Annotated in this window: 19 protein-coding genes and 1 tRNA gene; 17 read left to right on the top strand and 3 right to left on the bottom strand. The window is 38.5% G+C overall.

All coding sequences use genetic code 11. From position 1 onward, the window contains the following. Positions 1-61 precede the first annotated feature (61 nt). The 13 genes from AWW73_RS12425 to AWW73_RS12365 all read left to right on the top strand — a co-directional run bounded on the left by AWW73_RS12425 (position 62) and on the right by AWW73_RS12365 (position 10,870). Positions 62-1,438, top strand: coding sequence for a Do family serine endopeptidase (locus AWW73_RS12425; RefSeq protein WP_057106501.1), 1,377 nt, complete (start codon positions 62-64; stop codon positions 1,436-1,438). 122 nt (positions 1,439-1,560) lie between these two features. Continuing rightward, a complete protein-coding gene (locus tag AWW73_RS12420) occupies positions 1,561-2,013 on the top strand; it encodes an acyl-CoA thioesterase (protein WP_062849807.1) in 453 nt (150 codons plus the stop codon). A 21-nt stretch (positions 2,014-2,034) separates the two neighbouring features. Continuing rightward, a complete protein-coding gene (locus tag AWW73_RS12415) occupies positions 2,035-2,583 on the top strand; it encodes a GNAT family N-acetyltransferase (protein WP_062849806.1) in 549 nt (182 codons plus the stop codon). A gap of 183 nt (positions 2,584-2,766) precedes the next feature. Then, the gene (gene lepA / locus AWW73_RS12410; protein ID WP_016146118.1) at positions 2,767-4,584 is read left to right on the top strand and encodes a translation elongation factor 4; all 1,818 of its coding nucleotides are present in this window, start codon (positions 2,767-2,769) and stop codon (positions 4,582-4,584) included. A gap of 75 nt (positions 4,585-4,659) precedes the next feature. Further along, a complete protein-coding gene (gene lepB / locus AWW73_RS12405) occupies positions 4,660-5,487 on the top strand; it encodes a signal peptidase I (RefSeq protein ID WP_062849805.1) in 828 nt (275 codons plus the stop codon). Between the two features lie 24 nt (positions 5,488-5,511). Next, positions 5,512-5,886, top strand: coding sequence for a DUF4845 domain-containing protein (locus tag AWW73_RS12400; RefSeq protein ID WP_032055219.1), 375 nt, complete (start codon positions 5,512-5,514; stop codon positions 5,884-5,886). Then, positions 5,858-6,550, top strand: coding sequence for a ribonuclease III (gene rnc / locus AWW73_RS12395; RefSeq protein WP_005067830.1), 693 nt, complete (start codon positions 5,858-5,860; stop codon positions 6,548-6,550). The genes AWW73_RS12400 and rnc overlap by 29 nt, the downstream gene beginning before the upstream one ends. An 11-nt stretch (positions 6,551-6,561) precedes the next feature. Next, positions 6,562-7,584, top strand: coding sequence for a GTPase Era (gene era, locus AWW73_RS12390; RefSeq protein ID WP_014207367.1), 1,023 nt, complete (start codon positions 6,562-6,564; stop codon positions 7,582-7,584). A 17-nt stretch (positions 7,585-7,601) separates the two neighbouring features. Further along, entirely contained in the window at positions 7,602-7,805 is a 204-nt protein-coding gene (locus AWW73_RS12385; protein ID WP_005067833.1) for an NF038104 family lipoprotein, read from the top strand. 9 nt (positions 7,806-7,814) lie between these two features. Continuing rightward, on the top strand, positions 7,815-8,528 hold the full coding sequence (recO, locus tag AWW73_RS12380) for a DNA repair protein RecO (protein ID WP_016146115.1): 714 nt from the start codon (positions 7,815-7,817) through the stop codon (positions 8,526-8,528). A gap of 13 nt (positions 8,529-8,541) precedes the next feature. Next, a complete protein-coding gene (gene pdxJ, locus AWW73_RS12375; RefSeq protein WP_017386244.1) occupies positions 8,542-9,267 on the top strand; it encodes a pyridoxine 5'-phosphate synthase in 726 nt (241 codons plus the stop codon). A 6-nt stretch (positions 9,268-9,273) separates the two neighbouring features. After that, positions 9,274-9,918, top strand: a complete 645-nt coding sequence (locus AWW73_RS12370) for a MiaE family protein (RefSeq protein ID WP_062849804.1) — start codon at positions 9,274-9,276, stop codon at positions 9,916-9,918. Between the two features lie 193 nt (positions 9,919-10,111). Beyond that, entirely contained in the window at positions 10,112-10,870 is a 759-nt protein-coding gene (locus AWW73_RS12365; protein WP_062849803.1) for an SDR family NAD(P)-dependent oxidoreductase, read from the top strand. Between the two features lie 167 nt (positions 10,871-11,037). Here AWW73_RS12365 and AWW73_RS12360 read toward each other — a convergent pair. Further along, positions 11,038-11,113, bottom strand: a tRNA-Asn gene (locus AWW73_RS12360). Between the two features lie 46 nt (positions 11,114-11,159). Here AWW73_RS12360 and AWW73_RS18705 point away from each other — a divergent pair. Continuing rightward, complete coding sequence (locus AWW73_RS18705) at positions 11,160-11,306, top strand: hypothetical protein (RefSeq protein ID WP_079748485.1); 147 nt, start codon at positions 11,160-11,162, stop codon at positions 11,304-11,306. A gap of 41 nt (positions 11,307-11,347) precedes the next feature. After that, complete coding sequence (locus tag AWW73_RS12355) at positions 11,348-11,779, top strand: hypothetical protein (RefSeq protein ID WP_062849802.1); 432 nt, start codon at positions 11,348-11,350, stop codon at positions 11,777-11,779. Between the two features lie 15 nt (positions 11,780-11,794). Here the strand turns inward: AWW73_RS12355 and AWW73_RS12350 are convergent, their stop codons facing one another. Then, positions 11,795-12,232, bottom strand: a complete 438-nt coding sequence (locus AWW73_RS12350; protein WP_016146110.1) for a PaaI family thioesterase — start codon at positions 12,230-12,232, stop codon at positions 11,795-11,797. Between the two features lie 239 nt (positions 12,233-12,471). Between AWW73_RS12350 and AWW73_RS12345 the strand changes: the two genes are divergently transcribed. Continuing rightward, complete coding sequence (locus AWW73_RS12345) at positions 12,472-13,314, top strand: DMT family transporter (protein WP_062849801.1); 843 nt, start codon at positions 12,472-12,474, stop codon at positions 13,312-13,314. A 49-nt stretch (positions 13,315-13,363) separates the two neighbouring features. Here AWW73_RS12345 and AWW73_RS12340 read toward each other — a convergent pair whose 3' ends face one another. Next, a complete protein-coding gene (locus AWW73_RS12340) occupies positions 13,364-14,599 on the bottom strand; it encodes a pyridoxal phosphate-dependent aminotransferase (protein WP_002118408.1) in 1,236 nt (411 codons plus the stop codon). Positions 14,600-14,806: 207 nt separating this feature from the next. Between AWW73_RS12340 and AWW73_RS18700 the strand changes: the two genes are divergently transcribed. Then, a partial coding sequence (locus AWW73_RS18700; protein ID WP_081409612.1) for a hypothetical protein occupies positions 14,807-14,977 on the top strand: 171 nt, incomplete at its 3' end.

Here is a 14,977-nt window from a genome sequence, read left to right as displayed (position 1 = left end):
AAGCGTTGTGATACAACAGTTTTATCCTTATTCTCGTAGACCAATTGTGGGTGAGCACCGAATGAAATCTCGCTATTTACAACAAGGAATGTATGCAGCGGTATTTACAGTTGCTGCTGTTCAAGCAAATGCTGCTGTTGATTTTTCAAATCTTGTTGAACAAGTTAGTCCAGCAGTCGTGAGTGTAAATGTCGTAAAAAAAATGACTCAGGATGAACTGTTGCAACAGCAAGTTCCTGAAATTTTAAAACGTTTCTTTGGCAATCAGGTGATCATTCCACAGCAACAAGGTCCACAAGAAAAGACAGCTTACGGAAGTGCATTCTTCATTAGTAAAGATGGTTACTTACTCACAAACCACCATGTGATTGAAAATGCCTCTCGTATCAGCATCACTCTAAATGACCGCCGTGAAATTGATGCAACCGTAGTGGGTAGTGATGAGCGTACAGACGTTGCTTTGTTAAAAGTAAACGGAACTAACTATCCAGCTTTACGAGTAGGAAATGTTGATCGTTTACGTGTCGGAGAACCTGTTTTAGCTATTGGTTCGCCGTTTGGCTTTGACTACTCAGCTTCGGCAGGTATTGTTAGTGCAAAATCACGGAACATGAGCGGTGAAACTTCGGTGCCGTTTATTCAAACTGATGTAGCTTTAAACCCAGGTAACTCTGGTGGTCCATTATTTAATCAAAATGGTGAAGTGGTCGGCGTAAATTCTCGAATATTTAGTGGTACTGGCGGCTATATGGGCCTGTCTTTCTCTATTCCGATTGATGTAGCAATGGATGTTGCCGACCAGCTCAAAACAAAAGGTAAAGTCACACGCTCTTATCTTGGGGTGATGATGCAAGATATTGATCGAAACCTTGCCGATGCCTACAAATTACCAAAACCTGAAGGTGCTTTAATTACTCAAATTTCTCCGAACTCACCTGCACAAAAAGCAGGGTTAAGAGCTGGAGATGTGATTTTAAAACTAAACGGTGCGCCTGTACTTCGTACGAGTGATTTACTGTATGCATTAAATAAAGTACAGCCAAATCAAACCGTTCAGTTTGAAGTGTTACGTGATGATAAAACACGTAATATTTCAGCAACCTTAACGACTGCTCCAGATGAAACACCAGCTACTGGTGCACAAGGTGCTGCATCTAAAGGGCCAGTTTTAGGCATGAGTATTCGTGATCTAGTTGAACCGGAAAAAAATGCGTTGAACGTGAAAGGTGGTATTTTTGTACAAGATGTTCGCCGTGGTGGTTTGGCATCTTTGTCAAATATCATTCCGGGCGATGTAATTACTCAAGTCAATAATAGCCAAATTTTAAATAGTCAGGATTTTGCAAAAGTTGTTTCTAACTTGCCGAAAAATACCGTAGCACGCGTTGCTATTATTCGTCAGGGACAGCGAGCGATGCTTGGTTTACGTATTCAATAACCCTCAACCAAATTAATAAACCACCCTAAAATGGGTGGTTTTTGTTATTTAACTTGAGCGTTTAGTGATATCTACCTACACTTAATTTCAGTTTTAAAGTTAATAAATAAGAGTGTTCATTTGTGAGTAGTATTTTTGATTTACATATTCAGGTGCAGCCACATCATATTGATGCGTTGGGACATGTAAATAATGTGATGTATGTTCAATGGATGCAGGATGTAGCTGCTGCTCATGTTGAAACTTTGGGAGTAGGCGTAACTAAGTATCTTGAGTTAAAACATGCAATGGTCGCGGTTGAGCACCATGTGCAATATCGTAAAGCTGCGTTTGAAGGCGAACAAATTGTGTTACGTACATGGTTAGATGATATTAATGCGCTTTATTCTTTCCGTCAGTATGTGTTTTTCCGTCCATTAGATCAGGCCGTATTATTTGTTGGAAATACCAAATGGGCATGTATTGAAATTGCTACAGGGCGTCCAAAACGAATGTCGCCAACTTTTACCCATGCATACAAGCCACTTGACTCAAGCATAAACCCTTATGATTTTACCTTTTCGTATGATAAGTAAGTAAAAAAGAGAGGCCGGAATTTGAAGAATTTATTTTCTATAGAAACCGATCGATTAATCTTAAGTGACCTTACAGAAGCCGATAAAAATTTTGTCTTTGAGTTATTTTCAAATTCAAGCGTACTCGAATTTTATGATTTAAAAGCCTTTACTTCATTGGAAGAAGCTGAGGCTTTAATTGAAAAAATGCATAAAAAATGGAATCAACAGTTAGGTTTTAGGCATGCTATTCGTCTTAAAAAAGATGGAACTATGTTGGGAACATGTGGAGTGAATACTGTCAAACAGAGTGATGATGATTTTGCAGTTGTGATTGGTTATGAACTTCATCCTAATGCATGGGGTGAGGGATATATGCAAGAGGCTCTTGTAGGGCTCATCCAGTATTTGAAACAAGAAAGATTATTCCAAAAACAAATAAAATATGTTTGGGCTGAAATATTTGAGCAGAACATTAGATCTCAACAAGTCGTGCAGAAACTTGGATTTGAATTGATTGGCGAGACAGCTAATGAGACTGGCAATAATTTATCGGCAAGCTTACGTAAGTTCGAGTTAAAACTGTTCTGATTTAGAGGCTTTTCAACGAGAAATAGTTCGTTATGGTGAGAAGTTTAAAAAGCTTTTTTAAAAGAAAGAATTTATATCTTTTTCATATCGGCAATCTGTTATAATCTCACGCAATTTATTTAACCGCTTTGGCTGTGTATTAAAACAAGCTACATAGCACTCTATATTTTCTCAAGGTAACCCATGGCGCAAGCTAAAAAATCCGTCGATATCAAAAATATACGAAATTTCTCGATTATTGCCCACATTGACCATGGTAAGTCTACATTGGCTGACCGTTTTATTCAGATGTGTGGCGGTCTACAAGATCGTGAAATGCAAGCCCAAGTCTTAGACTCAATGGAGCTTGAGCGTGAACGTGGGATTACCATTAAAGCCGCTTCCGTCACGCTGTATTACACTCATCCAAATGGTCAGGAATATCAACTGAACTTTATTGATACGCCTGGGCACGTTGACTTCTCATATGAAGTTTCTCGTTCATTAGCTGCATGTGAAGGTGCACTATTGGTTGTAGATGCTGCACAAGGCGTTGAAGCACAATCAGTTGCAAACTGTTATACAGCAATTGAGCAAGGTCTCGAAGTTCTTCCTATTCTAAATAAAATTGATTTACCACAGGCTGAACCTGAGCGTGTAATTCATGAAATTGAAGAAATTATCGGGATTGAAGCGACAGATGCACCAACTTGTTCAGCAAAGACTGGCTTAGGTGTTGAAGGTGTACTCGAGCGTTTGGTCGATGTTATTCCGGCACCAGAAGGTGATCGTGAAGCACCTTTACAAGCATTAATTATCGACTCATGGTTTGATAACTACTTAGGCGTAGTTTCTCTTGTTCGTATTAAACAAGGTCGTATCCGCAAGGGCGACAAAATGTTGGTTAAATCGACAGGACAAACTCATCCGGTCACTTCTGTTGGTGTATTTAACCCTAAGCATACTGAAACAGATATTCTTGAAGCTGGTGAAGTAGGTTTTGTTATTGCGGGTATTAAAGATATTTTTGGTGCGCCAGTAGGTGACACCATTACACTTGCTACTACACCAGATGTTGCAACTTTACCGGGTTTCAAAAAGGTTAAACCGCAAGTATATGCTGGTCTTTTCCCGATTGATGCGAGTGACTTTGAACCATTCCGTGAAGCATTACAAAAATTACAGATCAATGACTCGGCTTTATTCTTTGAGCCAGAAAGTTCAGATGCTTTAGGCTTTGGTTTCCGCTGTGGCTTCTTAGGTATGCTGCACATGGAAATTGTACAAGAGCGTTTAGAGCGTGAGTACGATCTTGATCTCATTAGTTCTGCGCCTACCGTAATTTATGAAGCATTAACCAAGAAAGGCGAAACGATTTACATCGATAGCCCATCAAAAATGCCGGATGGATCGACTGTAGAAGATTTGCGTGAACCAATTGCTGAATGTCATATCCTTGTTCCTCAAGAATATTTAGGGAACGTAATGACGCTATGTATCGAACGTCGTGGTGTACAAAAAGATATGAAATTCTTGGGTAACCAAGTTTCTATTACTTTTGAAATCCCGATGGCTGAAGTCGTTATGGACTTCTTTGACAGATTAAAGTCATGCTCTCGTGGTTTTGCATCGTTAGACTATAACTTTGTACGTTTTGAAAGTTCAGCTTTAGTTAAGGTTGATGTGTTAATTAATAGCGAAAAGGTTGATGCCTTGGCTATGATTTGCCACCGAAATGATGCACGCCATCGTGGTATTGCATTGGTTGAGAAAATGAAAGACTTAATTCCTCGCCAAATGTTCGATGTTGCCATTCAGGCTGCAATTGGTGCGCAAATTATTGCCCGTTCTACCGTAAAAGCGATGCGTAAAAACGTATTGGCAAAATGTTATGGTGGTGACGTTTCGCGTAAGAAAAAACTACTTTCTAAACAAAAAGAAGGTAAGAAACGTATGAAACAAGTGGGAAGTGTTGAAATTCCACAAGAAGCGTTCTTGGCTGTATTGAAAGTAGAAAGATAAGAAATGAGGGTGGGGGAAAGGAGTTATTTCTTTTCCCCACTGTAATACAAGCAGCGAGGCTGCGAGTGAGGTCATGTGGATTTTGATTTTAATTTAATTCTTGTTCCAGTTACGCTGATTCTATTTGCAGTGTGGTTGTTAGATAAACTTGTATTAAAACAGCGTGCAAATAAAGGGCGCGGGAACGAAAATTTTGTCATTACATGGGCCTATGACTTTTGGCCAGTTTTAGCTGTAGTACTTGTGCTCCGTTCATTTCTTTATGAACCATTTAATATTCCATCGGACTCTATGGTGCCAACTTTAGAAACTGGTGATTTTATTCTGGTGAATAAATTTGATTATGGTGTACGTTTACCTATCGTTAATAAGAAAATTATTGATGTTGGTGAACCAAAGCGTGGTGATGTAATTGTATTCCGTTATCCACCTCAACCGACTATTAGTTATATTAAACGTGTAATCGGTTTACCTGGTGATCATATTGTTTATGACCATGGGCAATTGATTATTAATGGGCAAAAAGTACCGAAAGTATTAACACAGTTCAGTCGTGAAAAAGATGTGATGGATACGCCAACGTCTATTTATCATAAAGAGACGATTGGTGAGCATACCTTTACGATGCGCGAGCTTGAAGGCGTAAATGTGGCGCGCCAAGCACCGTTTATCAACTATGTTGAAAATGGTAAATATACAAACCAAGACGGTTTATATTGGGAAGTGACTGTACCAAAAGGACATTACTTTGCAATGGGGGATAACCGCGATCAAAGTGCAGACAGTCGTTTCTGGGGTTTTGTGCCTGAAGAAAACTTAACAGGACGAGCATTCTATGTGTGGATGCATAAAGAACCGGGCTTACATCTTCCTAACTTTAGCCGAAATGGAAAAATAGATTAAAAACAACCATTAGGAAAAAAAGAAATGCGTAAGGCACAACAGGGTACTTCGTATTTAGCAATTTTATTTGGGGTGGTTATATTTGCAGTTGCAGTAAAAGCTGTACTTGCAGTCTGGCCAGCATATTGGGATGATCGGCTGATTAATAATCAGATAGAAGAGCTTTTACAAGAAAGCTCTTCTGAGATCACACCACAAAAGTTTGTAACACAAATGGATCAGCGACTCGAAATGAACAATATTCGTGATCTTCACTTTAAAGAGATCGCTCAAGTGTTTAATCAGTCAGGTCTAACGGTCAAAAAGAAATATGAAGTAAGAAAACCTTTCTTATTTAATATTGATTTAGTTTTAACATTTGAGAAGAGTTTTGATAAAACATCAGTTCAAACTAAGTGATCCTCGCTTACTGAGTCGAATCGGATATCAATTTAAGCAGCTTGAATTGTTACAGTTAGCTTTGACTCATCGTTCGGTGAGTCACAAATACAATTACGAGCGCTTAGAGTTTCTGGGCGATTCATTATTAGGCATGATAATCGCTAATTATCTATATCATGCCTATCCAAATGAAAATGAAGGTCGTCTCACACGTATGCGTGCGACTTTAGTTCGTCAGGAAGCGTTAGGTAAGATTGCAACCGATTTGCAACTTAGTCGGTGTTTAATATTAAGCACAGGTGAGTTGAAATCTGGTGGTCATCATCGTGAGTCAATATTAGCAGATACGGTAGAAGCGATTATTGGTGCAATTTATCTTGATAGTGGTGATCTCAACTTACTTAAAGATATTGTGCTAAAATGGTACATACCCTATTTAGACCATATAGAACCTACGGATCAACTCAAAGATCCGAAATCACGTTTACAAGAGTATCTACAAGCACGTAAAAAACCTCTCCCTGTTTACGAGGTTGTAGATATTCAGGGTGATGCACCTCATCAGCACTTTAAAGTGGAATGTGTGGTAGATGGTTTACCGAAGATTTATGGTGAGGGTTCAAGTCGTCGTTTTGCCGAGCAGGCAGCAGCGGCGGAAATTTTAAAGTTATTGGAGCAATAACCTGCATGTCGATGCATTCTGATCAAATCAATCCAGATTCAAATGAAAACCAAGATCCTAATAATCTGATTGATCAATTTTTTAGTTCCAAAGGCGTAACAATCCCTTCGGATTTTAAGAGCGGATTTGTGGCGATTGTGGGACGTCCAAATGTGGGTAAATCTACCCTCATGAACCATTTATTGGGTCAAAAACTTTCTATTACTTCGCGTAAACCTCAAACAACACGTCATAAAATTATTGGTATTGATTCACGCGAAAAAATGCAGGCGGTATATGTAGATACCCCAGGTATGCATAAAAAAGAAGTGCGTGCTATTAATAAAATGATGAACCGTGCTGCTCATTCTGCATTACGTGACGTTAATTTAGTTTTATTCGTTATCGATGCTTATAAGTGGACTCAAAACGATGATTTAGTGCTTGAAAAACTCAAGAATGCTGAAATGCCGGTTATTTTGGTCATTAATAAGGCGGACACTTTTGAAGATAAAAGAGAGATTCTTCCTCTCATTCAAGAACGTGCCAAACTTATGAATTTTGCTGAGATTGTTCCTGTTTCTGCATTACGTGGTGCAAACTTGGAACATTTGAGTGAAACGATTGAGAAGTATCTTCCTTATCAGCCACCTTTGTATTCATTTGATCAGATTACTGACCGCTCTGAGCGTTTCTTGGCGAGTGAAATTATTCGCGAAAAAATCATGCGTCAGTTGGGTGAAGAGCTTCCTTATGATTTAACAGTACAAATTGAATCTTTCAAAACGGAAGAAGCGACTGTTAATGAAAAAACTGGTCGTTTAAAACCCGCCTGTACCTATATCGATGCAACGATTTTTGTAGACCGTGCTGGTCAAAAAGCCATTGTAATTGGTGAGAAAGGAACCAAGCTTAAAACGATTGGTATGGATGCTCGAAAAGACATGGAAAAAATGTTTGAGCAAAAAATTATGCTCACACTTTGGGTAAAAGTGAAGGGTGGTTGGTCTGATGATGAGCGTGCTCTAAAAAGCTTAGGATACAGTGATATCTAAAGGATAAGGATGCTGGTATGAAAACAATTACATCATTAATCGCTATAGTTGGATGTACATTGATGTTACAAGGTTGTGTATATAAACTTGTAACCGTACCAGTAGGTATCGCCTATAAAACTACTAAAGGTGTAGTTAAAGGTACAGCAGCTGTTGTAGGTGCTGTTATTCCTGACGGTGATGATGAGGATGATAAAAAAGAAAAAGAATCTGAGGAATAGATTCTTTTTATGATGCGCAATGAAGTCCTCCATGGATATATGATTCATCACCGTAAATACCGTGAAAAAAGTCATATTGTGCATCTTTTTACTCAGGAATATGGGCGAGTCGATGGCATCTTAAGGCAGACTCCGCCCCCTCAATATCAGCCTATTCGGCTACAAGCCACGGGTAAAAGTGAACTCAAAAATTTTACTAAGCTGGAAATATTAAATCAGCCTGTTTTCTTTTTTGGTGATGCTTTTTTTGCCGGATTTTATTTAAATGAAATTGTTCTTAGACTTTGCCCCTTAGAAGAGGCAATGCCGCAATCTTTTGAACAATATCAGTTAACACTGCTTCAATTACAGCAATTGTCTTCTCACGAAAATCCTGATCTTTTTCTGAGACAAATTTTACGCCAGTTCGAACATGTTTTACTTCCTGAGCTTGGTTACGCGATTGATTTCTCAATCGATACTCAACAACAGCCAATACAAGCTCATCAGTTTTATCAATTTCAGGTGACTGAAGGTTTTGCGCCCGTTGTTCAGGCAAGTCGTTCCTCATTGTCAGGTAAAGCAATTTTATCTATGTTGGATTATGAGCAAGGTCAGGATTTTTCTCACGAACAATTGCAATTATTAGGTAAACTATACCGCCAAATGATTACATCGCTTTTAGGAGATCGTCCCCTAAAAAGTCGACAATTGTGGATTCAAAATACTCAAACTCAATCGTAATTAGGATTTATTTATGGCTGCATTGCTTGGTGTAAACATAGACCATGTTGCTACTTTGAGACAGGCGCGCGGTACTACTTATCCAGACCCTGTGGAAGCTGCTCTTATTTGTGAACAAGCTGGTGCAGAGGGAATTACTTTGCATTTGCGTGAAGACCGTCGCCATATTCAAGATGACGATGTGCGTCGCATGCGTCCATTATTAAAAACGCGTATGAACCTAGAGTTGGCTGTTACTGATGAAATGGTCGAGTTTGCGAAAGAAATTCAGCCGCAGCACGTGTGTTTTGTGCCAGAAAGACGCCAAGAAGTAACAACTGAAGGTGGTTTGGATGTAGTGGGTAACTTTGAAAAAGTTAAAGCAGCAACTCAAACTTTAGCGGCTATTGGTTGCGACGTATCATTATTTATTGATGCTGATTTAGCTCAAATTGATGCAGCAGTTGCGTGTGGTGCACCTACGATTGAGTTGCATACGGGTGCATATGCAGATGCGGAAACGGAGCAAGATCAACAAGCCGAGTTAGAGCGCATTATCAAAGGTGTTGAATATGCAGCTTCAAAAGGTTTGGTTGTAAATGCAGGTCATGGCCTTAACCTTAAAAATATTGCGCCAATTGCAGCTATTCCACAAATTCATGAATTAAACATTGGTCATTCAATTATTGCTGAAAGTGTTTTTGTAGGTTTGGTTCAAGCTGTTAAAGATATGAAAACAGCGATTCAGGCAGCAGGATAGTGGGTTATGTCGAGTATCAATTACGATGAATTAATGCAACCTGTGGTGGCTTTTTTAGGATGTCAAACACCAAATGCATGGTTGGATGAAGCAATCAATAATTTAGATATCTTGATGCAAGATCATGCTAATTGTGAAAAGAAAGCTGCTAGTACGGCAATGAACTTAATGTTTCGCTATAGCTTTTTTCCTGACTTGCAAATAAAGCTTGCTCAGCTTGTACGTGAAGAAATGCTTCACTACGAACAAGTACTTGAGCTTATGGCTAAGCGGGGTCAAGAGTGGACGGGTTTAAGTGCCGGACGTTATGCTGGTGGGTTGCGTAAAGAGATTCGTACGTATGAACCTGAAGCTTTAATTGATGTACTGGTGATTGGTGCTTTTGTTGAGGCTCGTTCATGTGAGCGTTTTCATGCACTTGCTCCGCGTGTAGATGATGAGTTAGGACGTTATTATCGATACTTGCTTAAGTCAGAGTCTCGTCATTTTGAAGACTATTTGGCTCTTGCACTTGATGTGGCAAAAAATGCAAAAATGAAAGCTCCTAAAGAGGATATTCAGCAGCGAATTGATCATATTCGTGAGGTTGAAAAGAATTTGATTTTAACACCAGATGATACTTTCCGTTTTCATAGTGGCGTACCAGTCTAATCTTAGATGATTGAAATAAAAAAGTTTATCTCTCTAGATAAACTTTTTTATTATAACTATATAATTCTTTAAAATTAATTTTTCAAAAAATCTTTTATTTTTTAAAGTAATAACGAATATTATGTAAATATAAAGATAAATCTGTTCAAGATCGGTTTAGCTAAAATAGTTGATTATTTCTAAGGATATAAGAATGTTAGCATTAGTTACAGGTGCCTCAGCGGGCTTTGGTTATAGTATTTCAAAAAAACTGATTGAGTTAGGCTATAACGTTATTGGTTGTGGAAGACGAGCAGAAAAGTTAAAAGAATTACAACAAGAGCTCGGTGAAAAATTCTATCCCTTAGTATTTGATATGACAGATACGGTAGAAAATATAAATAAAGTATTGCTTGATTTACCAGCCGAATTTCAAATCAGTCAAATTGATTTATTGGTGAATAATGCTGGATTGGCATTAGGATTGGAATCCGCAGATAAAGCAGAATTAGATGATTGGTACACGATGATTGATACCAATGTGAAGGGGCTTGTTACGATTACCCGATTAATTTTGCCAAGTATGGTAAAGAAAAAATCAGGTTTGATTATTAATATGGGCTCTATTGCAGGTACATACCCGTACCCAGGGGGCAATGTGTATGGGGCAACCAAAGCATTTGTGGAGCAATTTAGTCTAAATCTTCGTGCAGATTTGGCTGGTACTGGTGTGCGCGTAACTAACATTGAACCAGGGCTTTGCGGTGGTACAGAGTTTTCTTTAGTACGTTTTAAAGGTGATGAGAATAAAGTAAACAGTCTATATGATAAAAAGAATCCACTCTTGCCTGAAGATATTGCAAATACAGTAGCTTGGATTGCTTCACAACCTCCACACATTAATATTAATCGTATTGAAATGATGCCGACTACTCAATCTTTTAATCCTTTAAAAGTGGTTGAAGTGGAATAATAATTTGATAAGAAAATATATTCTTTCGAGTTAGGTTAGAGCGTTAAATCTAACAAAGACTCTAAGAAAAAATTAAATCCTCTATCAACAGATAGAGGATTTTTTATAGTTATTGATAAATTTATGGCAAAAAAAGCCCGCTTTAATGCTGCGGGCTTTTTAGTATTTGGCTCTCCCACCTGGGCTCGAACCAGGGACCTGCGGATTAACAGTCCGTCGCTCTACCGACTGAGCTATGGGAGAATCTGCATGCGATTATAAGGGGATTTTGAGAAGGGTCAAGTCTAATTTGTCATGTTTACTTCATTTTTGTGTCGTATGCTTTTTATTTGATCAGTTGAGTGATGGGTTAAGAAATTACTTGCGCTTTAAAAAATCAATTGCTAAATTCAAAAAAGAACAAGCGTTTGGAGAAATCCAAACAGTGTGGATTTAAACCAACTTGCCAGCACTAAAATGGCTAAATCGGAGATAAGTATGAACACGCTTACGATCGCTTCTATTTTTTCTAATTTTGATTTCTATCAACACAATTATCTCAATATCTTAAATCAATCAGAATCTTATTACACACCTGTAGAAGGTGCTTGGATTAATGCTTATCCTTTCAAAAAGCAGGATTTATATTTAGGCGATTTATTGCAGCTTTGGTTTAGCTCTAAATGGAATGTGCATAATTCACTTAAAGTTTTAAAAAGCTCGCACCAATTAAACTCCTCCAAATCTTTATATATTTTTCAAGTGAAAGGGGAGTTACTGTTCGGTAAAAATAAAGTTTTAGCATGGTCTGCCGAGCATCAAGGAATTATAGAACTTCAACTTAAGAATGTTTGGGCACCTTATGTGATTGCACAAACTTGTGAACGTCCAAATAATGAAAATTACTCAATAAAAAAGGCAGCGGTTTAAGGCTGCCTTTAATCCTTAGGGACGAATAATCATGCAGGTTGCTGTTGCATAGGCATACAGTTTACCTTCCTCATCAATAATCTTTCCTTCGGAAATACCTAAATTTTTACTTAAATTAATGACTTTGCCTGTCGCAATTAAAGGATGGTTTTTTGGAATGGGACGGCACATTTTTACGTTAAGGTCGATTGTGCCGTAACCTACACCCGCAGGTAACATCGTATGTACTGCACAGCCAGTTACCGAATCTAGGACTGTGGCAGCAAAACCGCCATGTACGCCACCGAGTGGATTCAAATGGTTATGATCCGCTTGGGCTTTAAAAGTAACAGATCCTTCTGAAATTTCAGTAGGTTGCATAGGTATCGTTTTACTAATGCTGGCAGGTGGAATATGGCCTTCAATCATGGCTTGTAAAAATTCAAGGCCAGTCATTTCCATCGGATTTTTCATTTTTTGAGTCCTTTAATTCTTTAAGTTCTAAAATGGAACTTAATATTAGCCTATTATTAAGTTTTAGTTGAGTCAATTCTATAGTTAAAAATTGAACTGATAAGTTGAATCTTCAAAATTTGTTAATTTAATATAAAATTCCTTTATTATAAAAATTGAATTAAATGAGTTGCATAATGAATTAGATAGATAAGAAAGACTTCTTTTACACTATAAGAAATAACAGGAGCATAAGGACAATGCTTTTTAAAATTACACTAGTAATGGTGGCTTTTGCAGCAAATTCTGTATTGTGCCGTTTGGCTCTGGCAGGCGAACATATTGACCCAATGACTTTTAGCTTAGTACGAGTGGGAAGTGGTGCAGTTGTTTTATTGGGGCTGTTTTTATATTCAAAATCGTCTCAAGCCAAAGTCCAATGGAGTTTAAAAAACGCATTTTTTCTAGCAGTTTATATTTTGGCATTTTCATATGCATACCTTCAAATCGATGCTGGTATTGGTGCTCTGTTATTATTTGGGGTTGTACAGCTGACTATGGTGCTTTATGGCTATTCGCAAGGTGAGCAGATTGGAATATACCGTGCTATAGGCTTAGGTATTGCTTTAGCTGGAATCAGTGTTTTGTTATTACCCGGTGCTCAAGCGCCTGATTGGGGATATGCTCTAATTATGGTGATGTCTGGTTTAGCATGGGCTGGATATAGCATTGCTGGTCGCAATATGACGCAACCTATTGGTAGTACATTGGCAAATTTTACGCTAGCTGTGCCAATGGTTTTGTTGGCGAATATATTACTTGCCGAAGATCGATATATTGACGTGCAAGGATGGATTTTAGCGGTTTTGTCGGGTGGTGTTACTTCAAGTGGGGCTTATGTCCTCTGGTATGCGATTCTGAAGCATATTGATCGGGTGACTGCCAGTACAGTACAGTTAAGTGTGCCATGTTTGGCGATTATAGGGGGGAGCCTATTCGTAAATGAGACTGTAACCGAGCGAGTGATTTTATCTAGTGTTATGGTTTTATTTGGAATTCTATTGGTTATTTATATAAAGCCTCCTAAAACTAACAAAGCATAGAATTAAAAAAGGGTTCTCTTAAGAGAACCCTTTTTATGCAACATGCAGATTATTTCGCAGCTTTTTCAGCTTCAATTGAAGCGATAGCAGCGTCTACACCCTCAATTGAGTCAGCAGCTTTTTTGATACGTGCTAATGCATCAACAAGTACTTCATCAGCTGTTGCATATGAAATACGCATAAAGCCGCCTAAACCAAATGCATCACCAGGAACTACTGCTACGCCAGTTTCTTCTAGTAACCATTCAGAGAACTCTGTGCAAGACTTTAAGCCTTTTGCACGAATAAGAGGGCGAATGTTTGCATAGGCATAGAAAGCGCCATCAGCAGGTAAGCAAGAGATCCCTTTAATATCATTTAAGCCATTTACAACTAAGTCATGACGGCGTTTAAACGCTTCAATCATAGGTTGTAAAACGTCTTGTGGACCATTCAATGCAGCTTCAGCAGCAACTTGCGAAATAGAAGTCGGGTTAGAAGTTGACTGTGATTGGATCTTTTTCATTGCGCCAATGATTTTTGCTGGACCGGCCGCATAGCCAATACGCCAACCTGTCATTGCATATGCTTTAGACACACCGTTTAAAACAATTGTGCGGTCATATAAATCTGGAGCAACAGTTGCGATGTTATAGAACTCATCTTCCCAACGAATCGGTTCATACATATCGTCAGATGCAACAAATACTTGTGGGTGACGACGTAAAACTTCAGCTAAAGCTTCTAATTCAGCTTTGCTATAAATCATGCCTGTTGGGTTAGATGGGCTGTTTAATACCACTAAACGAGTATTAGGTGTAATCGCAGCTTCTAATTGTTCAGGAGTGATTTTGAAACGTTGGTCTTCGCCACATTTCACAATGACTGGAGTACCTTCAGCAATAATGACCATATCTGGATAGCTTACCCAGAAAGGTGCTGGAATGATCACTTCATCGCCTTTGTTTAATAGAGCAAGCGCCAAGTTAAAGAAGCTTTGCTTACCACCACATGAAACCAAAATCTGATTCGCTTGATAATCAAGATTATTATCACGCTTAAATTTAGCAATAATTGCTTTTTTTAACCCAGGAGTACCATCTACAGCCGTATATTTGGTGAAACCATTATTAATCGCTTCAATTGCAGCATCTTTGATGTGTTGAGGGGTATCAAAATCTGGCTCGCCAGCGCCTAAACCAATCACGTTCTTGCCTGCAGCTTTAAGCTCAGCAGCTTTATTCGTTACAGCAAGTGTAGGGGACGGTTTGATAGCATTGACACGATCAGAAAGACGTACGTCCACGGCAATATTCCTCTTATGGGATTAAAAATAAAAAGCATCCTATCTTATCGCAAAAATTAAGCAATTTGCGGATGTGATCCTGCTCAGATGTAAAAAAGTTTAGTTTAGTAATATTCTTAAGCAAGATTTATACAATTGAAGCTTTTTTGGAAAGAAGTGAGAAAAATCATTTATAATAACTGGCAATCGAAATTTCGAGAATGAATCATGACTGAGCAACAGCCAAAACAGAAAAAGGCTTTGGTGAAATTGCCATTCCCAATGCCGAATGAAAGCAATCAAGCCGACGATGCGGTACACAACCAAGTGCGTCCAAAGCCAGAGCAATACGCAGATAGAACTTGGATGCCTCCACGTGGTACACGTCGTTCTATGGGA

Source organism: Acinetobacter lactucae (genome assembly GCF_001605885.1).
GTDB classification, from domain to species: domain Bacteria; phylum Pseudomonadota; class Gammaproteobacteria; order Pseudomonadales; family Moraxellaceae; genus Acinetobacter; species Acinetobacter lactucae.
Note: the sequence above shows the minus strand (reverse complement) of the source record. Positions and strands in the feature narration are given on the sequence as shown.